Genomic DNA, 24,240 nt, shown 5'->3' on the forward strand with positions numbered 1-24,240 from the left:
TACACACCTGAAAAAAACACCAGCATTATGCTGGTGTTTCATTTTGTAGCGGAGAGATAAGCTCTTCGGCTGCTTGTGCATCTTTTGGATCTGCAGTCAGATGATTCAGGATCACAATACTGAATAGACCTATCGCAATCACACTAAACACCAGACTCAAGCCAATAATTTCACTGCCGAAACCGACCAATGCCGGTCCGATCAGTGAACCTGTGTATGCAAATACCGATACATAGGATAATACCACATGTGAAGCCAAGGTTTTTTGACGGCCTGCACGTGAAAACATTAACGGTACAATATTAGCACTGCCCAGACCGAGAATGGCATAGCCCAGCAACACTACTTGCCAGACTGGTGCAAAGACCACAGTCAATAAACCGGTTGCAGCCAAAATTGCACTCAGTAGAATGGTATTTTTTTCACCAAACTGTTGAATAATGAGATGTCCGCTGAAACGGCCCAATACCATCAAGGCCGCAAAGAAGCTATAAGCCAAACCAGTTTGAGCCGCTGGCAAATTGAACTGGCTGGCAAGATAAATCCCGCTCCAGTCCATCGCTGCACCTTCGGACAGGAAAGCCAAGAAACAGATCAGACCGATGCCTAGAATCGCCCAGGTGGGTGCTGCTTTTGTCGCTGACTGTTCTGATGAGGAGGTTTCCTCTAGCACTGTTTTTGGCTCAATCCCCAAGCTAAAAGGAATAGCCAATATTGCAATCAATAGCAAAATCGCACTGACAATAACTGCGCCAGTTAAAGGCGCTAGACCGAATCCCATTAACGTGGTCATTCCCAGCACACCGGCCAGACCACCGAGGCTACATACGCCATGGAAACCCGACATTAAACTTTTAGCAAGTTTTTTCTCAACCTGTGCGGCCTGAATATTGACTGTCACCCCCAAAGCACCAGCACTGGCCCCAAAGAAAAACAGGCTGATCGCCATCATCAAATGATTCGGGCTATACGCCAAAGCAGGCAAAATAAACAAAAATGCTGTTAACACCACAGCCAGAACAGCACGGCAACCTAATGTATTGGCGAGTCGGCCTGCCAGTGGCATCGCCAGCATGGATCCAATTCCGGCACAGAGTAATAACAGACCAAAGTCTGCATGATTGAGTAACAGGCGCTGCTGTGCATAGGGAATTAAAGGTGCCCAAGCTGCGGTACTAAAACCCAAGCTAAAGAAGCACAATGCAGTCGCTATTTTCTGCCATAGATGGGGTGATGGAGACTGAATTCGAGAAAGCAGAGTTTGATTAAACATTGTATTACCTAAAAAGAAGGCTCAGGCATCCATTACCGATCATCCATAGAAAAACCCCACTGACTTATAGCTGAAATGTATAAGTAGGCGGGGCTTAATTTGCGTGAATTATAAACAGAATAATTTTAAATGGAATAGCTTTTAGGCGCTAATTTCAAGATTTTTTACAAGTGGCTGATTGTATAAAATTTATAATTTTGTAATTTTATTTGCATAGGCTGATCGGTTTTTCAGCGGCTTGTTTAAGCTCCAGATTTTGCAGAAAATGTGCAAAACCGGCTGCAATTTTTGAGCTAAGCCGACTGCTGGTGGTCACTCTGAGCTGATTCGACCAGATAATCTTTGCCCCGACATGTTCTAGGCGATGGATGAAATCGACATCTTCATGACAGTCCAGTTGCTGAAAGCCGTTTACCTGTAGATAAGACGCGGCTTTAAAACATAGATTTGCCCCATGAATATGACGGTGATCCATCTTGTCCTGATAATGACTCAGATAAGTCTGACGGGCTAATGTGCTTAAATGCCCCCATTCATCCAGATCGACCACCCCACAAATCACATCCGCCGGTTGGTGCTGCAACATGACCTGAAACCAGTCACGCTGTACAAAAGAATCGGCATCAGTACAACAAATCCAGTCACAACCCTGCTCGATCATGTGCTGAACGCCTAGATGACGTGCCTTTCCTACATTTTTAAAATGACAACTGATCGTCTGAATTCCCGACTGCTGAACTTTGCTTGCAGTAGAATCGGTGCAACTGTCTAAAACCACCAGAATCTTGATCTCGGGCAGAACTGCTAATTTTCCCACATGCTGAAAGAAGTAAAGTCGTGCAGATTTTAATGCCTTCAGGCAACGTTCAATATAGGCTTCTTCATTACAGGCCGGAATCACCACCGCAATTTTCTTCATTTCAAGCCCTCCTGCTCAGCTACGGATTGCGCAGAATTCAGCCACAGATCGACCAGAAAGTCTGAATCCTGTACGCTGAGATTATGCTTATATTTTAACTGGGCTTTTAATTGTCGATGTACCTCTTCACCATTTAAGCTAAATCCTGCAATCGGCGCGCGCCAATGACAACTCAAGATACATCCACCCGGTTCCAGTGCAGTATGCAACCATGCCAGCACCTGTTGTAATGCGGCCGGATCTAAATAATATAGAATCTCACTGATCACAATGAGCTGAAATTTCTGTTGCGGCAAGTGATCTGGCACAATCCGCTGTAGCACCTGTACATGCGGATAAGCATGTAAACGCTGCCGAGCCAATTGAATAGCAGTTTCGTTGGCATCCAGACACATTAAAGTTACTGTTCGCTGTGCCAGTTCCTGACTGAAGATGCCATTACTACAACCAATTTCAATCGCGGAGTCAAACTGCAAACGCGGCAAGACCGCCAGACAAATCTGCCGTTTGCGCTGTTCATACCAGCGTTGTTCATAGTGCCAGGGATCTCCCTGATTCAGCGCATACAAGGCATCAAAATATTCCTGATCATAGGCTACTTTACTATTCATACAGATACACCTCCCAGGGTTGTAAAATACGCTGTAATGCCTGCTCTGGCAGAATGGGTGCCTGTTCTATGCTAGGGTCAAGCTCGATCTGACTCTTAAAACACCGCGCAGCTCGAGACTTATAGTGCAATTCTCGATCAGTCAATTTGAGTTGATGAGCGATGGTCCAGGGAATTCTGGTATCTCCAGGTGTGGCCCAATGCCAGGCCCAAATCAGGACCTGAATACAGGATAAGTGCCGTTCGGTTGCTAGCTGTTGGGTGACCTGCCCTGTAATTTCATGATCTGGATGTCCATCATGCACAAAGGTGGTAATGAGCACATCATTGGGCTGCAAATAAGATTGCAAATGCTGTTTCAGCAGTTCTCGCTGTTCTGCGACCTGGCCATCCTGAATATCCAGCGCAATCCGCAGAATATTCTGCTTCAATGCTAACTCTTCCAAAGCTGCTCGCGTTTCAGCAGGACGAATCTGGTTCAACTCTTCCGGGTTATACAAAATCGAGTCTGGATGGCTGGCGGTACCATTGGTAACGGCAAAAAGTACAATCTGATATCCCAATGTGTCCAGACGCTGAATCAGACCGCCACAACCCAAAATTTCATCATCCGGATGCGGGGCAATAATGCAGACTCGGGCATCTGATGGAATAATGCTGGGAATATCGAATTCCGGCATCTGTTGCAAAATCTGGCAAGAGCGCCATTCTTCAAGCCGTGTACCTTCGCCATGGATGACACGGTCTTCGACAATCTCGTGTCTTATAATGTCCATAACTCTTCCTCCTGCACACTCAATTCACCAATCCGTTCCAGATCAAAGGCGGCATGGCTCTGACGAATAAACACCGGCAGATCGGCTGCAAGTCGGGCAAAATGTGGCTGCTCGCAATACGGTGCAGCGCCAAGGGCCTTACCCACCTGAGTCAGCACGTTTAAAGCGGTCGCTTCAACCTGAGCACGCAAGGCCTGAATCTGTAATTGATGGGGAAATTTAGGCTGCTGATCAATTAAATCTGCGACTTGATAAAACAAAGCCTGTGTCGCTAAAAGCTTCCGACTGATTTCACCGAGATACATGGCCTTATAGGCATGCGGTTTTAACAAGACAGCCTGTTTTAAATATTCAGCCAAACGCACGGTTGCGCCGTACCAGCAGGCAGCCACGCCGGCAGCGCCATGCCAGAAGCCCGCCCGATCCAGATAAGCATTCGGCGCTGCAACTTTTTTAGCATTAACCTGATTCAGTTCAAGCCGGGCAGTCAAGGTATGCTGCATGCCCACCGCCTGCCAAATATCCGTATGATGCTGAATACCTGCTTGTTGCAGATCAAGAATCAGCAACTGTGATCGTTGCTGCTCATCACGATAAGTCAGCAGACCATATTGCACCCAGACCGAGGCAGAACACCAAGGCTTTATTCCTGTAAGTTTTCCGGCGTCTAATGTTAAAGGGCTTGGCCCGCCTTCTGCCGCCCAGACTGCCCATAGACCTTTTTGCTCTAGCGGAATATTCAGTTCATGCAAAATGGCCAAGGCATCCAGATGTGATTCAAACAGTTTGCCCAGACTCAGATTGCTTGCGGAAACCTGACTAAGCATCCGCCAGCGTTTTAAGGTGTTTCCAGAAGCGGGATAAGGAATCTGATCGGAAATCGATACCAGTTCCATCAGGGTCTTAGGAATTTTTTCTTCTAGCTCCAGCGGAGAATTTTCAAATCTTTGTAATATTGAACCGAGGTTCATGCAGGCTCTTCCTCATCAAATACGGCACTGTTGTTATGTTTTAAAGTCAGTTAATGGGAAAGTTTTCGCATTTGTTTTAACCGTGTGGTCAGGCCTAATACCTTACGGCGTGCCATGATTTCTTCTTCATTGAAACAAAGTTGCTGCATCAGTTCAGCTAAAGGCAAATGGTTATGCTCAATCAGATAGATGTCCTGTTCTCGATTCCATTTGGCTTGCTGTACCTGTGCCAATAACTTTTTGGCATCCGGTCTTACCATATTATTTATCCATTTTGAAACCAGAAGGATAGAAGCTAAGGCTCCTATCCTTTAGTGGTTTAGGCAGGAATGCTTTCTGCAACCAGTTCACGCGCCCAGACACGATGGTTCATGATCAAAGTCTTGAAGCTGTCTTGTACCGCGTCAAACTGTTCATGCGTCAAAGTCCCTTCATCCCTGATCAGGCGCAGATCTTCAATCAGCTTGGCTTTATCGCCCAGGAAGATAATCGGTTTCAGGTGCTTATACGCTTCCAGCAGATAATGAGTCGCCACACCATCTTTCATCACCACATCATAATTATCACCATCAGTAATCACCACGGCATCATAGGCAATCGATGGCTCGGCTTTTTGCATACCGTCAGAAGGAATTACCTCGCCTTGCTGACCCAGTACCGGACCCGGTTTCGGGGTCAGTACATCGACCACAGCACCCTCTGATTCTGCCCAGGCTTGAACGGCTTTGATACTGGCCTCATTGGCTTTATCGTGTACCAGTAGCGCGATTTTCCGTGCCTTAATATCTTCGGGTTTAAAGGCCTCGAAAGATAAACGCGGTGAAACCTTTACCTCTGGCAATGTTGCCGCTTTTTTCTCTGCCGGAATTTCAATGCCCAATTGATCCGCGACTTGTTGTGCCAAGTCCAAGTCGATGTTACACAGCACTTCCAGTACTTCACGCTCACGAATATATTTGCGTTCTACCTTGCTCAGTTCGAAGACATAGGCATCGACAATATGTTTTTGCTCATGGGGTGCCTGGCTGCGATAGAAAAGACGAGGTTGACTGAAATGATCACTAAAAGATTCACTGCGCTGACGGATCTTGTGACCATCAATACGTTCCTGATAGCTTTCAAAACCACCATCTTGTGCTGCTGGCGGAGCTTCAGCCGGCCAGTGATCATCAATCGAGTTTGGTTCATAACTGGCTTGACCGGTATGTACAATACGCTGATGTAACCCATCACGCTGATTATTGTGGAATGGACAAACCGGCTTGTTGATTGGAATCTGGTGGAAGTTTGGACCACCTAAACGGCTGAGCTGGGTATCGGTATAGGAGAACAGACGTGCTTGTAATAAGGGATCATTGGTAAAATCTAGTCCCGGCACAATATGTCCCGGACAGAATGCTACCTGCTCGGTTTCACCAAAGAAATAATCGACATTACGGTTCAGCACCATTCTGCCAATCGGCGTCACCGGCACAAGTTCTTCCGGAATAATTTTGGTTGGATCCAGCAAATCGAAATCATATTTCATTTCATCTTCTTCTGGAACGACCTGTACACCGAGCTCCCATTCTGGATAATTCCCGGATGCAATCGCTTCGTATAAGTCACGACGATGGAAATCCGGGTCTTTACCCGCCAGTTTTTGTGCTTCATCCCAGACCAGTTGGGCGAGACCCTGTTTTGGCGTCCAGTGAAATTTCACAAAAACCGCTTTATTTTCGGCATTGATCAACCGGAAGCTATGCACCCCAAAGCCTTGAATGGCTCTTAAATTACGCGGAATACCCCGATCTGACATGGCCCACATCACCGCATGCGCTGATTCAGGCACTAAAGAAACAAAATCCCAGAACGTATCATGTGCTGATGCACCGGTTGGAATTTCAGTTTGTGGCTCAGGCTTCACCGCATGTACAAAATCCGGGAACTTGATCCCGTCCTGAATAAAGAATACCGGCGCATCATTCGCCACCAGGTCAAAATTACCTTCTTCAGTATAAAACTTGGTCGCGAAACCACGAATATCGCGTACAGTATCTGCCGAACCACGCGGCCCCTGTACCGTAGAAAAACGTACAAATACCGGCGTTTGTACACTGGTATTGGTCAGAAAGCCTGCCTTGGTCAGCTTTTCATTGCCTGGATAAGCTTCAAAAAAACCATGTGCACCGACACCACGCGCATGCACAATACGCTCCGGAATACGTTCGTGGTCAAAATGGGTGATCTTTTCACGCAGAATAAAATCTTCCATTAAGGTCGCACCACGAACACCTGCTTTAAGACTGTTCTGGTTATCTGAGATTTTAACGCCCTGATTGGTGGTGAGTGTCTGCTCGGTTGCATCGCTACGATATACGTCAAGCTGCTCACTCTTTTTATTGGTATTTTGCTTATCTAAACCATTTTTGCCTGTGGCTGGACTATTCGCCTTAATTTTCATGATGTTTTCCTTGCTGAGATTGAGTTTAGTGCAGATATTTTTGTCTATCTCAAAGTCGCTTGAGCTTTATGTCTCGCATGGGTTGGCCAATAACATGATTCCCGCAAACCCAGTTGCTACAGCCCATGCTGTCTCAAGTCAGCACTTCATCTCAGTGTTCTGTCTCGAAGGATTTTGCTTTCTGGGATATTGTTATTGACTGCGCCTGTGTCCTAACATAACTGCATTTAGGAAAGAGGTTTATTATTCTTTGTTGTGCCTTGTTTAATTAAGGCAGCGTTGTGTTATTTTTTTATAACCCCCTCTTTTTTTATGATCTTTGCACACAGCCATCTCATTCATTTAAAAGAGATATAAAATTTTAGTCATGCTATGTTGCAATAAAAGTTCTTCAGGCAAGATGTGATAGTGCGTACAAATCCGTCATCATGAATCAGTGCAATATTTCCATTCTGAAATAGCTAAGGCTTTTTTCAACGTTCTAAATCTGTTGGGATAATTATCGCTAGGTTGATAAAGAGAAATAAGTTTATTAAATTGAAAAGTTACAATCCTCTCTGCAGGCTATACATAATGACTAAACTTCCTGCCTGTCTATTGATCTAATATCTATAACTTATAAACACTTAAATCTTTCAGCTTGTTCATATTGATGATGCAAATTAAGTTTCAATTCGGGAGTCATCATCAAGATCGAACCCTCGTTTGACTCGGACTTCGAATACATCTGGCTTTATTTTAATACACAGCATGTTGTTAAATTTTAAGGAGTAAGAGCATGGCCTCTTCTAAAAAAGAATCTAAAGCAATGAAAATTGATATCGGAATTTCGCATGATGATCGTGCCAAGATTGTCGATGGTTTATCCCGACTATTGGCAGACAGCTATACCCTGTATTTGATGACCCATAATTTCCACTGGAATGTCACCGGCCCCCAGTTCAATAGCCTGCATAATATGTTTATGACCCAATACACCGAGCAGTGGAATGCGCTGGATGTGATTGCTGAACGTATCCGGGCCTTGGGTTTTGCAGCACCTGGCACCTATAAACAGTTTGTAAAACTGACCTCTATTAAAGAGGTTGAAGGGGTGCCAAAAGCTGAAGAAATGCTGCGCCTACTGGTCGATGCCCATGAGACCGTAGCACGTACCGCCAGAAGTATTTTTGCAGTGATTGAAGACGCCAATGATCAACCAACAGCGGATATTTTGACCCAGCGACTAGATGTACATGAAAAAACTGCCTGGATGCTCAGAAGTAGTCTGGATCAATAAAGCATGATTAATCGCATTTAAGAGCAAGCGGATGAGCGGGATGACACGAGGGTGTTGCTTAGCCGATTAGAACAATCCCAAAGATATGACCTTTAAAATGAAGCACTAAAAACTTGGAGGATGTATGCAGTCGTGTACATCCTCTTCTCATCACCAGGTTTTAAGAATTGAGGCATTCAGGCATGAAAATAATTCAGCGGCAGTTTTAAATAGGAAATACCATTGGCCTCTGCTTCAGGAAATTGACCGGCACGTATATTGATTTGAATCGCCGGTAAAATCAGTTTTGGCATACCTAATTGGGCATCGCGTTGCTGGCGCATTTCAATAAATTCAGCTTTGGCCATCCCCCTGTGAATATGGATATTATGCTGCTTCTGGGTCTGAATATCGGTTTCACAGACAAAGTGATCACGGCTTTCCGGTAAATAGTCATGGCACAGAAATACCCGGGTATCATCCGGCAATTGATACAGTTTTTGCACCGAATCGAATAGCGTTGCCGCACTGCCTTTGGGAAAATCACAACGTGCAGTGCCATAATCTGGCATAAACAAGGTATCACCGATAAAGACTGCATTCCCGACCACATAACTCAGACAGGCCGGTGTATGTCCCGGCGTCGGAATGTTATAGGCCTGTAGTGAACCAATATTGAATTTTTCATGATCCGCAAACAGATAATCAAAAGGCTGAGCCAGATTGAACTGTTTCATATCCAGATGATAGATCGCGCCAAAGACTTCCTGCACAATAGAAATATGCTGGCTCATGGCAATCTTGCCGCCCAACTGTGAATGCAGATATTGCGCTGCGGTCAAATGATCTGCATGCACATGGGTTTCCAGAATCCACTCAACCTCAAAGTTCTGCTGTCGTATATAGGCAATAATTCGATCCGCATGTCTGGTCGATGTACTGGCAGAAGCGGCATCATAATCCAGCACACTATCAATCACCGCACATTTTCCAGTGGCCGGATCACCCACCACATAGCTAAAAGTATGGCTATCTTCATGAAAAAAATCTTGAATTACGGCGCTATGACTCATGATGATGCTCCTGACCATTGACGATGTAGATAAACCCCTGCCAGCATGGCCATAATAAAATAAGTAGCCTGATAGTGGCCTAAACCAATGAGTGTCAGACTGGGCGCTGGACAGATACCGGCAATTCCCCAGCCGATACCAAATAAAAGACTGCCGCTCATCAGTTTAGAATCAATTTTCTGATTAGTCGGTAACTGGATCGGTTCATGAAATACAGTTTTAGCTACCGGATTTCGCGTGGCTTTCTGAAAAGGAATAAAGGCGACCATAATCGCGCCCAGCATCACAAAGGCCAGACTCGGATCCCAGTCGCCAAAAACATCCAGAAAATCCAGAACCTTTTCAGGATTGGCCATACCGGAAATCATCAAGCCGACTGAAAACAAACCACCCCATAAAAATGCCAGCAGATTTTTCATTTTAGCGCACTCCAATCAGGTGACGAATCACATAAACTGTCATAAAACCAGCCCACATAAATATGGCTGTAGCCAAGATTGAACGTTTAGATAAACGGCTGATGCCACAAATTCCATGGCCACTGGTACATCCCGAGCCTAAACGGGTGCCAAAACCGACCAGTAAACCCGCAATCACCATCATCCAGGGACTGGTATTCAGTTCGATTTCAGGTTGTATGCATAGTCCATAAACAAATGGAATGATGATGAGACCCAATAAAAACCACAGAGCTGGCGTCTTGAAAATGCTTTGAGGATTAAGTACCTGTCCAATCAGACCACTAATGCCCGCGATCTGGCCATGAATATACAGATAGCCGACCACTGAAACACCAAGAAGTAAACCACCGAGAAAAGCGCTCAGGAAGTCATGCATCATATTTCACTTTCATCATTATATATTTTAATATTATATTTAATTAAATATTATTCAAGTTCTAGTCTGTTTAACTTATTTGATGGAAGATGATTATAGGGTCAAATCCAATGCATACTAATCTCTCTGGTTTCAGTTCTAGTTAGCTGTGACTAATAAAGAAATAATCTGGATCGGATCAATCTAATATTTGAAATATTGTCTAAGTTTCAATTGGATGAACCGTATGGGAATCACGTTCAATCCGGCCATCGACCAGATTAATGGTTCGATCACAGGTGGCGGATAGGCGCGGGTCATGCGTCACCAGCAGAACGGCGCAGTCGCGTTCACGATGCACTTTACGAAACAGCTCAAACATGTCGGCGGCGGTCTGCGTATCCAGATTACCGGTAGGCTCATCGGCCAGAAGTAAGGCTGGCTCTGTAATCAAAGCCCGCGCAATCGCAATCCGCTGTTGCTGCCCACCGGAAAGCTCGTTCGGTTTACGATCAGCAAACTTTTCCAGCCCCACTGCAGCCAGCAAATCCCGTGCCCGTTGTAAGTCTTGCTGTCCGGGTTTGCCTCGCGTCATCATCAAGGGCATTAAAATATTATCCAGTGCAGTAAATGCCTGAATCAGGTGATGGAACTGAAATACAAATCCAATACTATTGCCACGTAACGCAGTCCGGCCACGATCATCCATGGCACTGGTCGGCTGTCCCAGCAAATACAGCTCGCCACTACTCGGCTGATCCAGCAATCCCAGAATATTCAATAGCGTACTTTTTCCGGAGCCAGAAGGCCCAATCAGAGCAGCAAAATCCTGGCGTTCAATACACAGATCAATACCATGCAAGACCTCAATTTCATTGGGCTGACCAATATTATAAGATTTACGCAGCGCTTCTAAACGCAGGACTTCTTGAGATGGTTCAGACATGACGAATCGCCTCCACCGGATCGAGTGCCGCTGCCCGGCGTGATGGTACTGCAGCGGCCAATACCCCTGTTAATGTCGCCAACAATAAAGCCAGAAGTACCAGCTCGATCGAAATCGGGATATAAAATAATCCGGGGCCAAAATTATTAAATACCCAGACCAGACCATAACTGGCTGCACTGCCAACGACCGAACCCAGCAGACCAAATATGGCCCCCTGAAACAGGAAAATTCTTAAAATTTGTGACTGGGTGGCGCCTGTCGCACGCAAAATACCAATTTCCCGGGTGCGCTGTACCACGCTGACGGACATGACACTGGCAATGCCAAAAGCCACTGAAATGGCGACAAAAACAATAATCATATTGGTAGACAGGCTCTGTGCAGTAATCGCATTCATCAGCTGTGCATTGGTTGAAATCCAGCTTTCAGCCTTTAATGAGGTCAGGCGCCCCACTTGGGCCGCAATGTCATCAGCCTCAAAAATATCGTTAATGGTCAGATCAATGACAGTTACACCACCGGGCAGACCGAGTAAAGACTGTGCCTGTTTCAAGTCCAGATAAACATAACGCGCATCCAGTTCACGCACGCCCAGTTCAAATATGCCGGCAATATTTACCAAGGCACTGTTTTGCTGACCGGTATCCAGTCGCAATTTGCTACCGACCTGAACCCCCAGATCTTTGGCCAACTGACTGCCGATCAGTACATCATCCGCGCCAACACGTAACTGACCACTGGTTAAATATTCTTTCAATGGAATGATCTGCTGATAACGCTCCAGATCCATTCCGACCAAGGCCACGGATTCAATCGCATCACCGCGTTGTACAAAGGCCGGCCCGGAGACCACAGGCGACACAGCAGTTAATATCGGCAACTGATCCAGTGTTTCGGTAATCTGCTGCCAATTATTGATGGAACGCAGTCGTTGTGCGCGTTTATCTTCCTGTAACAATTGCACCGTCCCGGCAGGCGGCGGCACAATCCGGTTGACTTCATCGGGTGAGAGCAGACGGATATGTGCCTGTGTACCTAATGTACGTTCGACAATATTGGCCTGTAGCCCCTGAATCAGGGCCGTGATAAACACAATCACCGCCACACCAACGGCGACGCCCACCGTGATCATAATGGACTGCGCGCGACCTTCGCGCAAAAAACTGATCGCGATTTTCCATTCGATCCAAAGCCGCTCGAAAAAGTTTTTCAATCGAATTTCACCGGTAATTCATTCTTGCTATCGGTCGCGTCAGTCGAGCTCATCAATGAGCTATCTTGTGGCTTGAGACGGACTCTCGCACCCTCTTCCAGTAACGATTCGGCATTGGCCAGCACCTGATCACCCTCACTCAAACCTGAAGTTACTTCTGACATGGCCAGACCCCGTAAACCTAAAGTCACCGGTTGGCGCTGGATTTTTCTATCACGTACCAACACGACCACTGCCTTATTGCCTTTAATATTGCTAAGCGCATCGTTCGGAATAGCCAGTGCCCGCTCCCGTTTATCTGTCTCGACATTGACCGATACGGTCATGTCCTGACGCAGAAAATCTGGCACCGGGTTGACGGTTAATCTGACCTCTACCGTGCCCCGCTGCGGATCAATGCTCGGTGCAATAAAGTTAATGCGGGCCGGAAAAGACTGATCTGGATAAGCATCGCTAATCACGGTGGCATTTTGCCCTAAGGCCAGTTGCGGTAAATTCCGTTCATCGAGTGGCACCCGGATTTCTGTATTGCCCGTTAAGGCAATGGTAAATAAGGTTTGTCCTGGTTGAACCAGATCGCCTGGCTCGACATCCCGTGTCAGTACTGTACCTGCGACCGCAGCCCGAATTCTGGTTTTTGCCAGTTGCGCCTGCGCCACTGCCAGCTGTTCCCGAAGCGATGCTTCTTCAACTTGTCCCGTAGACAATGCCGCTGCTTTTAGACGAACGGTTTCATAATTGTTGCGGGCAACTCTTTCTGCCTCTAAGGCCTGTTCTATTTCTTCAGCCGACAGGATACCCGCTTCGGCATTACGTCTCCGTGCTGCTTCACGACTGGCCTGTTCCAGTTGTGCTTTGGCACTGGCCAGTTCTGCTGTCGCCTGTGGTCGTCTGCTGGTGGCCAATTCAGTCAGTGCCAGTTCAGCCTGTCGTACTTGGGCCAGTAATTCATCCGATTTCAGCACCACCAAGAGATCACCAGGTTTCACCTGATCTCCTTCCGTGACCCGCCGCTCAAGTACTACGCCACTAATTTCACTGCCCACCTGAGCACGCGAGACTGTCGCCACGCGTCCGGTGGCCACTACATTTTGTATCAGCGGCATGGTGTTCAAGGTATAGCTTGGTAGAACCGGCCCCTGCCACCAGCGGAACAGAGCAAAACCGACTGCCAGTAACAATAAGATGATGAGCAAAATTTTATAGCGGGCAGCGCGCAACTGAGAATCTCCGGTTGATGCATCGAATATTGAATAAGAAAGATAACGCTTTATTTATTTTCTTCGAGTGTCTAATTTACAACAGGTTCCTGCATAGATTTATAGATATTTTGTTGAGTTTAAATGAAATGTTGGATTCCTGAGCATGTTTAGCCAGCACTTATCGATTTCAGCTAAAGTGATCTATGGCAGCTGCAACATTTGAATGAATGAGCTAAAAGTCCGCTGTATGAAGCGACCGCCATGTCAAAGATCTGGATAGCATCAAAAACAGGCTAAAACATCGTTGATTTAGCCTGTTTTAATGAATGATTGATTTAATAATTTTACCCAATAACTGATCACGTTGCGACAGGCTTTCGCCCAAAGGCGCCAACCGGATTTCCTGATTAACTTTCTGCCAGTTTAAATCACGCGGATCTGCCTTCATGGTACCTAGGGATTTTACTTAAAAAAGCCCAGCAAAATAGAAACATTATTCAGCCTATTGAAAGGACACTATAATTTAGTGACGAGTAAAGCTCGGAGTATTTCAGGGTCTTTAACTGGCATCTATGCTTCGTTATGTGCATACCAATTAACCCATCGAAATAAGCCAACCATTCAAATTATAAAGTCATTGGCTTAAACAGGATGAGGGTTAAATTAATCTTTGAAATAAGCAAATACAGTTTCTAGCTATCTGAGAAACTATATTTTTCAATCTTATAACTAACTCTTATTATTCAAAACTTGCCGTTCGCTTGAATTGCAGAATTTCTCGTTCTGCCATATTATATTCACGCTGAACTTGCCCCAACTTATTGCTAGCTTCGTTATATTTTTCACGATAATACTTTCGTGATTCTTCCTTAAGATCAGAGTTATACATATTAGATTTTGCTGTCGCAATTGTATCTTCAATCGATTTTAAATTTTTATTCGCCACATAAAACTTATTCGCCACATTGTAATAAGGTCGTAAGTTATTTTGCATTTCCATTGGGCAACTCTGATATGTTCCTCTACCTTGTAATGCGTAATCAAAAATAGTTTGTGGATTGCAATAATTTTTTAGACCTTTTTTATAACCAGTGGTATAGGCTTCTGTGTCTAAAATAGCGTTGTGTTTCATACATGCTTGAGTACGCTTTTGCATGAATGAACCATTACCGTTATAACCATCATTCTGACCAATTAAACCCCAATTGGCAGATAAACACTCATTTTTAGACATAATTGCACAACCATTCAGCATAACAATACTGCCTAACAGCAACATTTTTAATTTCATGAAGTTCTCAAAATATTGGCTACAGTAAAAATCCCAATATGTATCAATACATATTGGGATTTCTAAGAGATTTTAGACTAATGTGATCGTACGAGTATTGTTTGCGACTTTTTTACCATTCACGAGTAATTCAGTATCAAGTAAGTATTGTCCTTTTGATACACTCGAAGGAAACTTCCAACTGAATGAATTTTCAAAATCGCCAGAACTATAGCCTTGGGCTGTTGAAACCTGAACATCTTTCACCAATTCACGTATCACTTTTCCATTTGCATCTTTTAGAACTAATTTTTCTTGGACACGCTGAAGAGGATCAGCAACACCTTCTACAACAGTCAAATCTGATTTTACTGTAATATTTTGGTTCGCTGCCACAGTTTGATTAGGTAAAATAACAGTAGAATACTGTTGAACCCTTGTTGTTTGAGGCAATTTCCCTTTATTGGCTTTCTTATATGCCGTTTCAACTTCAGCAGCTGATTTTTTCTGAATGGTGTGGGCATTAATCATTAAGCATCCTGCTGCAAAAACCGCACCGCCAATAGCAGCACCTGTTGCAGCATAACTACTATCACCCACAGATGCCCCAATTGCTGCACCAAGTAGTGCGCCTACTGCTGTAGACATTCCCGTATTACATCCCCCATTGGCTGACGTTGCCAATCCCCCTGTACTCGCACAACCTGAAATAACTAAAGCTGAGCTCAACATAGCAACAGATATTGTCTTTTTCATTAAATTTCCCTCTTAAAGTATAAAATGATTATTGAATTACCATATCGTCAAAGGCTGCTGATTCACCTGCTTCAGCCTGACGTAAAATACGTTTTGCTTGACCATTACTCGGAGAAGCAGACAATACTTCTCGAGCCAAAGATTTAGCCAAACCGTAGTTATTTGCATTTAATGCACGCTCTGCACGACTGAGCTGAGAATCAAAACGTGCTTCATTCTGACGACGTGCTGCTTCTGCTGCTAGTTTACGTGCAGCCTCTTCAGCTTTCTGACGTTCTATTTGAGCCTGTTCTGCCTGGCGTTGTGCATCTGCACGCTCACGCTCTGCTTGTGCTAAACGCTGTGCTTGCTCAACTTCTTGATGCATATTTTGCTGTGGAAAATTTTCAACTTCATTTTGTATAGTTTCACTTTCTATAGATGCTTCCAGCTCTTCTTCTTGTTGAAGATTAAATTCTTCAATCATCGATTCGATCTGTGGCAACAGCTCTAGGCCACCTACAAGTTCCGCATCAAGTTCTAATGCAGCAAGCAATGTCTGATGTGCTAACTCCAAGTTTCCAGCTTGCAAATACTCTTTTGCTAAAGTGAGTTTCTCTTTTGCAGAGGTGGCTTGCGCTTCTGCAGATACAACCAACTGCACAAAACTTGCATTAATTTTACATTCCGCCTGGTTGAGTTTGATGATACTCAATGCACGTGTCGGCATTTTTTCACTCAAAAAGCTACTAATTTCTGCATTTACATTTTCACAAGGATCAACCTGTGCCTCTTCGTCTATAGACACTTCTTCTTGTATATTTTCTTTACCACTAAACAAGAAAAAGATCACCATCAAAAGTACGATAAAGGCAATCGCAATATATTTAAAACTCGAGGTTTTTTGCTGTGGTGGATCTAACAGTGTAGGTTGACTGGTTGATGGTAGTTGTGGAGGGGTTACGATTGGAGCCGCAGGCTGTATCGGTTCAAGAGGCTCATCTGGTTCAGCATCTAAGACTGACAGATCACTTTGAAACTTGAGTTGATATTGTTCCAAACTTAAATATTCATTTGGAATATTTGCTAGATGCTTTAAACGTACAAAAATTCCTTCATTTTTTTTAAAGGCGTAGCGATCATAAGTTCGCATGTTTTCAAGGGTCGAACCAACAATGATGACACCCACTAGCTCTTTATTGCCCTGCTTTGTGATGTGTTTAACTACAACCGATGAGTTTGATTTTTCTTCGATTTGAGCTTCATTTTGGCTTTGACTTCCAATTGAATCTTGATTTTCACTCAATGACTCTCTTGGAATGATTGGTATTTCCTTTGACTCTACAGGCGGAGTTTGGAGTTGAACGTCATGCAAAGTACCACAAAAAGGACAATATTTTACCTTGAGCTGTAGCTTCTGCTGACATTCAATACAAACCATCTCTTCGTTCTGCTTAGCCATGTTATTTAACCTATTACTTCTTTTTTATGTTGAGCGTTGGCAGTATTGCCCTTTTTCAAGGACAATACTGCATGAGCAATTATTGTAAAATTGGCGGGATACTAGGAATTGGTGGCGGCACAGGTATTGCAAGCTCAGGGCATTGGGCAATTGCGATCCAATTAGCTAAACCTTCACGCCATACCATCGTTGCAGAGTTAATCTGTTGCTGCTGCAACATTTCAACTACTTTTGAATGAGGGTATGGTCCAAAGTTTTGCCCATTGATCGCAATATGATATTGATACTGGGGTTGCTGCAAAATTGGGGGTGGCATTGCGCCTGGAGTAGGTGGAGGTGTCATACCAGGCATCGCAAATGTCGCTATTGGTACTACATCTGCCATGCTATTTTTCACAAGAAGTTGTTCATGTATTTGTAGGATACTTGGTGACATATTCATCACCCACTTCAGGCGTCGACCTTTATTTGGTTCGCGAATTTCATCCTGATATGCATCTTCATCTGAATCTTTGAGTACTTCAGCCCATTTTTCCATTTCTTCGCGATATTCAGTTAATTCATATGCACGCTCGATCAATTCTTGAGGAATTTCCTTACGCTCAGCTAATTCGATCAGCTCTTTCTTTAATTCTTTTGCAATAGCACATGCAAAACCGACATGTTCAACTTGCGCACCCGTTTCATTTTGAACAAGACGAGGGGTATAAATCTCTCGTTCATAATGATCAACTAATGCAATTAGCATTGTTAAATTTGCATCACTGAGTGATTTAAATTTCTGCTGCACTTGATCATAAATGTTATCACGGTAAGTCTGAGGTAAACCATTTAAACGGAAACCACGTTCATTGCCTAAGCGACGCACATCGCCACGTGCGACCGCAAATTCATACTGCCCACTTGGAATCAAGCCTGGAACGTCACAACGTTTTAAAACACCCAACATCACTGCTTTTAAGTAGCATTTAAAATCATCAGCCAAGCTGTTTAATTCATCAGGTGTTGGTGCATATGGATGCTTGAATCGTGTTGAGTCAATATGCGTATGTAGTGGTGTTCTTTCACTTTCTTTACGGTAACTAGTACGCCAAGTCTCAATACCCCGTAAAATCGTAAGAGGAATACCTGATAGCTCGACATAGCAGACTGCTCGACCAGGTTCTCCGGTTTCGACAATCGACAATGCTTGAGCATTTAAGCCTAAACCACTTGGAATACATCCCGTCAGTTCATGTTTGTACTTTTTGCTAAATTGATCTGCACCATTCACACCGATAAAACATTTGAAACGGTCTGGTGGTGGGGTGAAATCACCGCCCATTTTGGCATCAACCCAAGGCATGGCACGCTGTAACCACTCAGTAAATACATTCTGACGTTCAACTACACTCATATTTTCAAGTGCTTTATACAATGCATCTTCTTCTTGATCATTTTGTTCAAAAATAACTAGACGACGCTCTGCCATGCGAATAATTTTAAGCAATAATGGTGTTTGCTGATCCGGGTCAACAAGAATTTTAAATAGCTCTTTTGAACCACCAAAATCCTTAAATGCTTCAGCCGCCCATTCACACATTAAACGAGGATCTATTTCACGCTCTTTTACATCGTCAGTTTCAATAATTTGTAAAGTTGCATGCTTGGTACGAATTTGTTGATGAATCACTTCGCGATCGTGATCAAGACGTTTCATCATATCTATGACAGACTCTTGACCACTTTGCAGGTCACCCATCACACCATTCCAAATTGTTTTTCCACTTTCATCCACACCCAAACTGTTACCTAACCAGTTTGAAATATCTTGCATCAGTTCAATGGCTTCTAAAGCTGCTTTTGCACGCAGGTGGAAAGAAAGAATATTTGCGATATCTTTACGCAGGTTATCCAACACTGCACGAGCTTGCTCTTCTTTATTCCCACCACCAAATATAGCTAAAAGCCCTTTACCCTTTGTTTCTTCTAAATCTTTCAGTTGCTTTTCATATTCATAAGTCAATAAGGCATCTTTAATCGCAGTATAACGATTGGCTGAATTTTTGAGCTGTAATGTAATACCTGAGTTAGCATTTTCAATACGGTCTTTAATTTGTTCGACTAGCGAAATCACATATTCGAAACCACCTTGTTCGTGATTATCTAAATATAAATATAAACGGCTTTCAATATCTTTTTTGAGACTTTCAAACAATGCTTTTCGACGTCGCATGACACGGTCTTCAGCTGTATCTGCCATAGCATCTGTATTACGAATGACATCACGCATTAAGCTTTGCATTGTTTTGCGGACTTCATTTGCCCACTGTTCACGATCAATAATACTGATTTCACTAATACGCTGACTAACACGCTGACGTGTTTCTTCTGCGATATCTACTTCGACACCGTTCTGACCTGAGCGTAATAAAATATCTACAATTTCTAAATCCATAAATTCGGTATTTAGTTCACGAATTTCTGGATTTTTTAATGTCGCAGCTGAAAACTCAGGAAGATTATTAAATGGCACCAAATTGAGATTCATATTTTCGGCCATGAATGCATCACGCTTTTTTTCACTCGCCCGGTTAGCAGCAGGATTTGCGCTTGCTACACCAAAGAAGGCTTTAAGCATGTCCGCTGCCAAACTGTACGCATATTCATCATAGCGAGCACGACCAAGTGTGTCCAAAGTCGATTGACCAAATGCTGAATATGCACATGAATAATTCAATTTCATGTCACCAAAACGACCTGTTGGTACAGGTGGCGCAAACATATGAATTTTATGTTGGCGTTGATTTACTGCAACCGAACGTTTACGGTTGGCAAAGTCAGCAGAACGAAAATCCTCAAACAAAGTATCCGCAATCATTGAATACACGTCATTCATATTGTCCGTATGCTGGCGTGCGAGGTTACCGGAATCAATCAAATGAACTTCATCATACGGCTTCGATGCAAGCTGTGGACGATCATAATCATCCCATTTTTCAACATACTTTGAATGCCCAACCATTGCAGATTCAACTTCCATCAACGCTGCATAAGCATTGGCCTCAGTACGTGCTTTATTGGCACTTGAATAACCCGTCGGTAAGAACAACATCAACTCTACATCAGCAGCTTCAACTTCGTTGCTTGCTACCCATTTAGATAACCACCCCATATCCAAAAATGAACCTGATCCTGTACCACCCGCCACAGAACCCAAAACCACGATACGGAATTTACTTGTATCCAGCTGTAGATTTAATTTTCTCAGCATGTCATCGCGTGATAAACCTGCTTTTAATGTATTTAATTTTGAGCGAATTTTGTCACGTGTTTTTGGATATTTATCAAAGAAATATAAACGTGATACAGATCGAATCTGTCCCGCACCTTTTGCAGGATCAATGCCTAATTCACGAATTTTTCTCGGTGTTAACGGTAACCAATTTTGAATATGAGGATAACGACTCAGTGATGCATCATCACGGCTATATTTCTCAATATCAAAAGACTCTACAATTTTTTCATCATCCGTAAACTTGACTAAGTTATATTGCAAATCTTCAGTTTGTGCACGGCCACTATCAATAATTGCACCCTGATCTAAGTCAAAATGCATAAATTGTGCAATTGGAAACTGTGATAAGTTTTCTAAGCGAACATTATCACTGCCCCAACTTGCATTTAGAATACGACGACGTACACGCATCATCACTTCCATACCTGTACCACCGACACCAATATAAAGTGTTGGGCGGAGTTTTACGGTCTGCTCTGCTGCTTTGGCTGCAGTGCCTGTGTTGACATTTTGCGTGTCCGTCATTTTCTTCCCCTATTTTTGCTTATTTTTTAATTACTTAACTTATATTCAGTGCTTAAGCACGGCTTGATGTGAATGCCAGGACAGCACTTAGCAATGCAACAACACCTAATGGCCCCAAAATAAGCAGAGATAAGAATTTCACTGGATTGACTGCTGCCAAGACTGCACCAATGGCAACTGCAGCAAGGAAAATAAATAACCACCAACCTGCCATACTTGCTTTGCTCGGAGAAATACGTTTTTTTACCAAACTATTGCTGAAACCACGTTTTGCAAAAAAGAAAGCGATGAGAAGAACAACGATAATTCCTCCAGCAATCATGAGATCGCGAGAACCAGTTTCTTCTTGAACTGTTGGAACATTCACTGCTTGAACAGTTTGCGCTACTGTAGCTGTTTCAGTTTGAGCTTGTTCATCTGCTGTTGGTAAAACAAAACCGTTATTTGTATTTGACTCTGACATATATCCCCCTGGATGTTTATTAAACTTACTATTTAACGAAGTATTACACTAAATTTTTTATCTATAACTTGAACAGATGCGTCTGAAATACCACGTTTCACAATCGCAATTTCTTCCCCTGAATCACCATAAACACTCATCTTGGAAAATGGTTTTAATTGGATGGTTTGTTTTTTCAAGCCATTAACCCAAACATCGTATTTTTTACGTTTTGAACTCAATGCCAAAGCCAAAATGCCGAATACAAGTGCCAATAAAACCCCTGCAATCATGACTACAACTGGCCATAATGGATATTGCAAACGGAATTGCACAGGAATTGTGGCTGTGGAAGACTGAATACTTTGTGGTGCAACAAAGACATCCGATAAGGGGTCACCAGGAAATAAATTTTGCAAATTCTGTTTAAAATCTTCAGATAAGCTCAGCTTCTGCTCATACAGAGTCACGTCAATATTGGCAGGAATCGTAACTGCCTTACCCATTGCCTTAAACACTTCCCAAGACCATGGAGACACAATTAAATGCGAAGGAATTGGCACTTGAAATTCTAGCTTCGTGTTGTCTTTGGTCATCAAACGAATATCTGATTCAGAAATCTGAATCGGTGCTTGCATACCATTGGCCAATCTCAACTTTGCTTCAACGCGTGTTGCAGCAATGTTGTAAGGATAAAATTTGTTTTTTAGATCTGCTGTTAGCTTCAGTTCAGGAATAACATCTTTAGGTTCTAAATTAAAAACCAAGGTTTTTTGATCAGATGCTAAAGAAGCATGAATCGTAGACGAGTTTTTCACACCTGTTGGAATGAGTTGAACTGGTTCTTTGTCTAAAGGTTTTAACAATGCAGGTTGCTGGGTGAAGACCTTTTCCATTTGACCTGATTGAACCAAATGATTTAATTCAGTTTCAGCCTGATCACCATAAGCCAGGGCATAAACCATTAAGCCAGATGCATTAAAATGTTGTCCTTGCACAGGCATTTTTAATGGATATGCCATAACTTTGTTAATGGCAGGATCTAAATGTACCAGCTCATAGAATTCTTTATTGCGCTCAGCCGTAGCCGCATCATTATTTGGACTATTTTTATTGTTAGTAAAAATCCAAATAATGCCTGACTTTTTCGCAAATGGACCTGTAATCGTGGCAACGACAGCTTCTTTAAAATCGGTATCTGCATAGGCTTTATCAGATTTTTTCGCGATGCTCTGTTGGCTTAATTGCTGACTAATATTTTGTTTACCGGCGCCTTGATAAATCACCGTAGGTGATTTAGACACAGCATTGCTTTGGTTAAACATTGCTACCGCAATAGTGTCACTCGGTTGCGTGACGGTTTGAACCACAGCATTTACAAGTGGTTTTAATTGCGAGTTTTGATCTTGGTAAAAGGGTTCCATCCAACCAGAGTTTTGGACTAAAAATGCATGTTGTCCTGCACAAGTCAAAGATGATATAAGGCTAACTAAAGCCATTAATCCTATTTTCTTCATGCAGCAAGCTCCCAGCCTAAGATTTCAGTTAAGCTAGGGTTATAAAAATACAAAATGTTTTGATGAATAAAGAATCTTGACTGCAACGGCTTTTCAACTTGAACACGATGAAAATCTATGAGCCCATCATGCGTATCTATAAATAGCATAATATCCTGTTTAGACTCATCTGCAAGTTTCTGCTCAATACCTATATTTGTATCTGTATCAAAACTAAAACCTAAAATTAGTTGGTGCTTTTCATCCTCAATAAGTGGAACCGTAAAACGATGTGTTGGTTCAACACCAACTTTTTCTTTCCAAATATCTTTTACGTCAAGTTTGTCACCCAGGTAGAATTTTGAAAAGCCAGTGGTAAAACGAAATAAAGAAGGTTGTACATGTGGTTTTTCTGCATCGAGCTCGATATAACACCAAGGTCCTTTCTCAGCATTCTGACTTGTACAGAATTGGTAGAAATTACCTTTTCTATCATCATAAGGTGCGCCAAAACGAAAATCAGGCTTATATCCTGGTATCCACATCTCGTAAACGACCCTTAGCTCTTGATTATCAAGCCCCTCAAATTTTAAAATCAACTGGCCTGATTTACCAATCCAAATAATACGTCTATTGTCATACACTACTTTTTCAAAATAAATTTCTGATGCTGGATTATTTACTACTACTGATGTCTGCCGAGTAAGTACATCAACAACCTGCAGCTGATTATTGATCAACATTGGTTGTAATATTTTTTTATTCCAATATACAGGCATACCCAAACATGGATTATGTTCAGTCACATACTGCGTCTGATATCTCAACGATAACCCATCAATAATAACTCGTGCCAAACCAGCTTTAGTCGGAATATATAAATGAGGTGTTCCATCTGCACTCATAACACCTAAAAGGTGTAAATATTCTTCTATTGGTTCTGGGCAGCGCTCTAAACGCGGACCTTGATTACTTAAATCTAGCCATTCATTATTATATTGGCTCCAAATTGATAGACTTCCATTTACTTTATTCAATGCTATTAGCTGAGGAATATCTGTACCTGTTTTAATAGACACAAATTCAAAAATTCCTCTTGGCGGCATTTTAATTTTCAGTAGCGCATCATTACTGACATCAGGTTTACGTTCTAATTCTTTGAGTTGGCTACTCAATTGCAAGCCGTGATTATCCACATATTGACGACCATCATCATAATGTAAACTTTGCCCATAAGGTGCAAGCCAATATGAATCTGAATTGATTTTTGCTTTTTCTAGACGCTTACCCGTTTCAGGATCATACAAAAATTCAGAAGGATACATTTTCGCACCCAAACTTGGCAAATTAAGTAATTGCTTAACAAAGTGAGGATTCACATGATCTGCAATTCTTAAATTCGGCGTATTTTTTAAGGTATAACCGACTTTGTCATCTTGAACCCAAGTTCCGGATGCTAAATTCCACACTACTTTATCCTGATTATGAATCAAGACACACCCCATATTTTGAGTTTCTTTTGCAACATTC

At 43.0% G+C, this 24,240-nt stretch carries 22 protein-coding genes and 1 pseudogene; 2 read left to right on the forward strand and 21 right to left on the reverse strand.

Annotated features, from left to right (window positions below):
* Positions 1–25: 25 nt before the first annotated feature.
* The 7 genes from KT990_RS06180 to katE form a co-directional block, all read right to left on the reverse strand.
* Positions 26–1,273 carry an MFS transporter gene (locus tag KT990_RS06180; protein ID WP_218209319.1) on the reverse strand — a complete coding sequence of 416 codons (1,248 nt, stop codon included), beginning with the start codon at positions 1,271–1,273 and terminating at the stop codon, positions 26–28.
* Positions 1,274–1,478: 205 nt separating this feature from the next.
* On the reverse strand, positions 1,479–2,192 hold the full coding sequence (locus KT990_RS06185) for a glycosyltransferase (protein ID WP_005172136.1): 714 nt from the start codon (positions 2,190–2,192) through the stop codon (positions 1,479–1,481).
* Entirely contained in the window at positions 2,189–2,803 is a 615-nt protein-coding gene (locus KT990_RS06190; protein ID WP_218209320.1) for a class I SAM-dependent DNA methyltransferase, read from the reverse strand. The genes KT990_RS06185 and KT990_RS06190 overlap by 4 nt, the downstream gene beginning before the upstream one ends.
* The gene (locus KT990_RS06195) at positions 2,796–3,578 is read right to left on the reverse strand and encodes a PIG-L deacetylase family protein (protein ID WP_005172141.1); all 783 of its coding nucleotides are present in this window, start codon (positions 3,576–3,578) and stop codon (positions 2,796–2,798) included. Before KT990_RS06195 ends, KT990_RS06190 begins: the two co-directional genes overlap by 8 nt.
* On the reverse strand, positions 3,566–4,549 hold the full coding sequence (locus KT990_RS06200; RefSeq protein WP_100328867.1) for an acyl-CoA dehydrogenase: 984 nt from the start codon (positions 4,547–4,549) through the stop codon (positions 3,566–3,568). The genes KT990_RS06195 and KT990_RS06200 overlap by 13 nt, the downstream gene beginning before the upstream one ends.
* A 50-nt stretch (positions 4,550–4,599) precedes the next feature.
* Positions 4,600–4,809, reverse strand: a complete 210-nt coding sequence (locus KT990_RS06205) for a hypothetical protein (RefSeq protein WP_005096139.1) — start codon at positions 4,807–4,809, stop codon at positions 4,600–4,602.
* Between the two features lie 59 nt (positions 4,810–4,868).
* On the reverse strand, positions 4,869–6,992 hold the full coding sequence (katE, locus tag KT990_RS06210; RefSeq protein ID WP_100357587.1) for a catalase HPII: 2,124 nt from the start codon (positions 6,990–6,992) through the stop codon (positions 4,869–4,871).
* Between the two features lie 778 nt (positions 6,993–7,770).
* Between katE and KT990_RS06215 the strand changes: the two genes are divergently transcribed.
* On the forward strand, positions 7,771–8,271 hold the full coding sequence (locus KT990_RS06215; protein ID WP_005096135.1) for a Dps family protein: 501 nt from the start codon (positions 7,771–7,773) through the stop codon (positions 8,269–8,271).
* 176 nt (positions 8,272–8,447) lie between these two features.
* Here KT990_RS06215 and KT990_RS06220 read toward each other — a convergent pair whose 3' ends face one another.
* The 7 genes from KT990_RS06220 to KT990_RS13605 all read right to left on the reverse strand — a co-directional run bounded on the left by KT990_RS06220 (position 8,448) and on the right by KT990_RS13605 (position 13,951).
* Positions 8,448–9,323 (reverse strand): MBL fold metallo-hydrolase, encoded by an 876-nt coding sequence (locus tag KT990_RS06220; RefSeq protein ID WP_180075974.1) that lies wholly within the window; start codon positions 9,321–9,323, stop codon positions 8,448–8,450.
* Positions 9,320–9,742: a YeeE/YedE family protein gene (locus tag KT990_RS06225; RefSeq protein ID WP_005096132.1), complete on the reverse strand. Its 423-nt coding sequence runs from the start codon at positions 9,740–9,742 to the stop codon at positions 9,320–9,322. Before KT990_RS06225 ends, KT990_RS06220 begins: the two co-directional genes overlap by 4 nt.
* A 1-nt stretch (position 9,743) precedes the next feature.
* Positions 9,744–10,160, reverse strand: a complete 417-nt coding sequence (locus KT990_RS06230) for a YeeE/YedE family protein (protein ID WP_100328987.1) — start codon at positions 10,158–10,160, stop codon at positions 9,744–9,746.
* 202 nt (positions 10,161–10,362) lie between these two features.
* Complete coding sequence (locus KT990_RS06235; protein ID WP_100328870.1) at positions 10,363–11,085, reverse strand: ABC transporter ATP-binding protein; 723 nt, start codon at positions 11,083–11,085, stop codon at positions 10,363–10,365.
* On the reverse strand, positions 11,078–12,301 hold the full coding sequence (locus KT990_RS06240) for an ABC transporter permease (protein ID WP_005096129.1): 1,224 nt from the start codon (positions 12,299–12,301) through the stop codon (positions 11,078–11,080). The genes KT990_RS06235 and KT990_RS06240 overlap by 8 nt, the downstream gene beginning before the upstream one ends.
* On the reverse strand, positions 12,298–13,521 hold the full coding sequence (locus KT990_RS06245; protein WP_100354856.1) for an efflux RND transporter periplasmic adaptor subunit: 1,224 nt from the start codon (positions 13,519–13,521) through the stop codon (positions 12,298–12,300). The genes KT990_RS06240 and KT990_RS06245 overlap by 4 nt, the downstream gene beginning before the upstream one ends.
* Positions 13,522–13,822: 301 nt before the next feature.
* Positions 13,823–13,951: a hypothetical protein gene (locus KT990_RS13605; RefSeq protein WP_005096127.1), complete on the reverse strand. Its 129-nt coding sequence runs from the start codon at positions 13,949–13,951 to the stop codon at positions 13,823–13,825.
* 27 nt (positions 13,952–13,978) lie between these two features.
* Here KT990_RS13605 and KT990_RS06250 point away from each other — a divergent pair.
* Positions 13,979–14,149, forward strand: a pseudogene (locus tag KT990_RS06250) (IS982 family transposase); the annotation flags it as partial.
* Between the two features lie 93 nt (positions 14,150–14,242).
* On the opposite strand, the gene KT990_RS06255 reads toward KT990_RS06250, so the two are convergent.
* The 7 genes from KT990_RS06255 to KT990_RS06285 all read right to left on the reverse strand — a co-directional run bounded on the left by KT990_RS06255 (position 14,243) and on the right by KT990_RS06285 (position 24,179).
* On the reverse strand, positions 14,243–14,794 hold the full coding sequence (locus KT990_RS06255; RefSeq protein ID WP_005096126.1) for a DUF2799 domain-containing protein: 552 nt from the start codon (positions 14,792–14,794) through the stop codon (positions 14,243–14,245).
* A gap of 72 nt (positions 14,795–14,866) precedes the next feature.
* Positions 14,867–15,529 carry a hypothetical protein gene (locus KT990_RS06260; protein WP_005096125.1) on the reverse strand — a complete coding sequence of 221 codons (663 nt, stop codon included), beginning with the start codon at positions 15,527–15,529 and terminating at the stop codon, positions 14,867–14,869.
* Positions 15,530–15,557: 28 nt separating this feature from the next.
* A complete protein-coding gene (locus tag KT990_RS06265; RefSeq protein ID WP_100534454.1) occupies positions 15,558–16,970 on the reverse strand; it encodes a tetratricopeptide repeat protein in 1,413 nt (470 codons plus the stop codon).
* A 79-nt stretch (positions 16,971–17,049) separates the two neighbouring features.
* Positions 17,050–20,772 carry a tubulin-like doman-containing protein gene (locus KT990_RS06270; RefSeq protein ID WP_005096121.1) on the reverse strand — a complete coding sequence of 1,241 codons (3,723 nt, stop codon included), beginning with the start codon at positions 20,770–20,772 and terminating at the stop codon, positions 17,050–17,052.
* Between the two features lie 52 nt (positions 20,773–20,824).
* The gene (locus KT990_RS06275) at positions 20,825–21,235 is read right to left on the reverse strand and encodes a hypothetical protein (RefSeq protein ID WP_005096118.1); all 411 of its coding nucleotides are present in this window, start codon (positions 21,233–21,235) and stop codon (positions 20,825–20,827) included.
* 32 nt (positions 21,236–21,267) lie between these two features.
* Positions 21,268–22,731, reverse strand: a complete 1,464-nt coding sequence (locus KT990_RS06280) for a hypothetical protein (protein ID WP_005096117.1) — start codon at positions 22,729–22,731, stop codon at positions 21,268–21,270.
* The gene (locus KT990_RS06285) at positions 22,728–24,179 is read right to left on the reverse strand and encodes a hypothetical protein (RefSeq protein WP_228127733.1); all 1,452 of its coding nucleotides are present in this window, start codon (positions 24,177–24,179) and stop codon (positions 22,728–22,730) included. Before KT990_RS06285 ends, KT990_RS06280 begins: the two co-directional genes overlap by 4 nt.
* Positions 24,180–24,240: the final 61 nt, after the last annotated feature.

This window comes from Acinetobacter sp. F9 (genome assembly GCF_019195275.1).
Taxonomy (GTDB): domain Bacteria; phylum Pseudomonadota; class Gammaproteobacteria; order Pseudomonadales; family Moraxellaceae; genus Acinetobacter; species Acinetobacter pseudolwoffii.

What these genes read in the sequence shown, in the direction of transcription:
- KT990_RS06180 (WP_218209319.1), bottom strand. Translation starts at nt 1,273, where the DNA reads ATGTTTAATCAAACTCTGCTTTCTCGAATTCAGTCTCCATCACCCCAT.
- KT990_RS06185 (WP_005172136.1), bottom strand. Translation starts at nt 2,192, where the DNA reads ATGAAGAAAATTGCGGTGGTGATTCCGGCCTGTAATGAAGAAGCCTAT.
- KT990_RS06190 (WP_218209320.1), bottom strand. Translation starts at nt 2,803, where the DNA reads ATGAATAGTAAAGTAGCCTATGATCAGGAATATTTTGATGCCTTGTAT.
- KT990_RS06195 (WP_005172141.1), bottom strand. Translation starts at nt 3,578, where the DNA reads ATGGACATTATAAGACACGAGATTGTCGAAGACCGTGTCATCCATGGC.
- KT990_RS06200 (WP_100328867.1), bottom strand. Translation starts at nt 4,549, where the DNA reads ATGAACCTCGGTTCAATATTACAAAGATTTGAAAATTCTCCGCTGGAG.
- KT990_RS06205 (WP_005096139.1), bottom strand. Translation starts at nt 4,809, where the DNA reads ATGGTAAGACCGGATGCCAAAAAGTTATTGGCACAGGTACAGCAAGCC.
- katE (WP_100357587.1), bottom strand. Translation starts at nt 6,992, where the DNA reads ATGAAAATTAAGGCGAATAGTCCAGCCACAGGCAAAAATGGTTTAGAT.
- KT990_RS06215 (WP_005096135.1), top strand. Translation starts at nt 7,771, where the DNA reads ATGGCCTCTTCTAAAAAAGAATCTAAAGCAATGAAAATTGATATCGGA.
- KT990_RS06220 (WP_180075974.1), bottom strand. Translation starts at nt 9,323, where the DNA reads ATGAGTCATAGCGCCGTAATTCAAGATTTTTTTCATGAAGATAGCCAT.
- KT990_RS06225 (WP_005096132.1), bottom strand. Translation starts at nt 9,742, where the DNA reads ATGAAAAATCTGCTGGCATTTTTATGGGGTGGTTTGTTTTCAGTCGGC.
- KT990_RS06230 (WP_100328987.1), bottom strand. Translation starts at nt 10,160, where the DNA reads ATGCATGACTTCCTGAGCGCTTTTCTCGGTGGTTTACTTCTTGGTGTT.
- KT990_RS06235 (WP_100328870.1), bottom strand. Translation starts at nt 11,085, where the DNA reads ATGTCTGAACCATCTCAAGAAGTCCTGCGTTTAGAAGCGCTGCGTAAA.
- KT990_RS13605 (WP_005096127.1), bottom strand. Translation starts at nt 13,951, where the DNA reads ATGAAGGCAGATCCGCGTGATTTAAACTGGCAGAAAGTTAATCAGGAA.
- KT990_RS06255 (WP_005096126.1), bottom strand. Translation starts at nt 14,794, where the DNA reads ATGAAATTAAAAATGTTGCTGTTAGGCAGTATTGTTATGCTGAATGGT.
- KT990_RS06260 (WP_005096125.1), bottom strand. Translation starts at nt 15,529, where the DNA reads ATGAAAAAGACAATATCTGTTGCTATGTTGAGCTCAGCTTTAGTTATT.
- KT990_RS06265 (WP_100534454.1), bottom strand. Translation starts at nt 16,970, where the DNA reads ATGGCTAAGCAGAACGAAGAGATGGTTTGTATTGAATGTCAGCAGAAG.
- KT990_RS06270 (WP_005096121.1), bottom strand. Translation starts at nt 20,772, where the DNA reads ATGACGGACACGCAAAATGTCAACACAGGCACTGCAGCCAAAGCAGCA.
- KT990_RS06275 (WP_005096118.1), bottom strand. Translation starts at nt 21,235, where the DNA reads ATGTCAGAGTCAAATACAAATAACGGTTTTGTTTTACCAACAGCAGAT.
- KT990_RS06280 (WP_005096117.1), bottom strand. Translation starts at nt 22,731, where the DNA reads ATGAAGAAAATAGGATTAATGGCTTTAGTTAGCCTTATATCATCTTTG.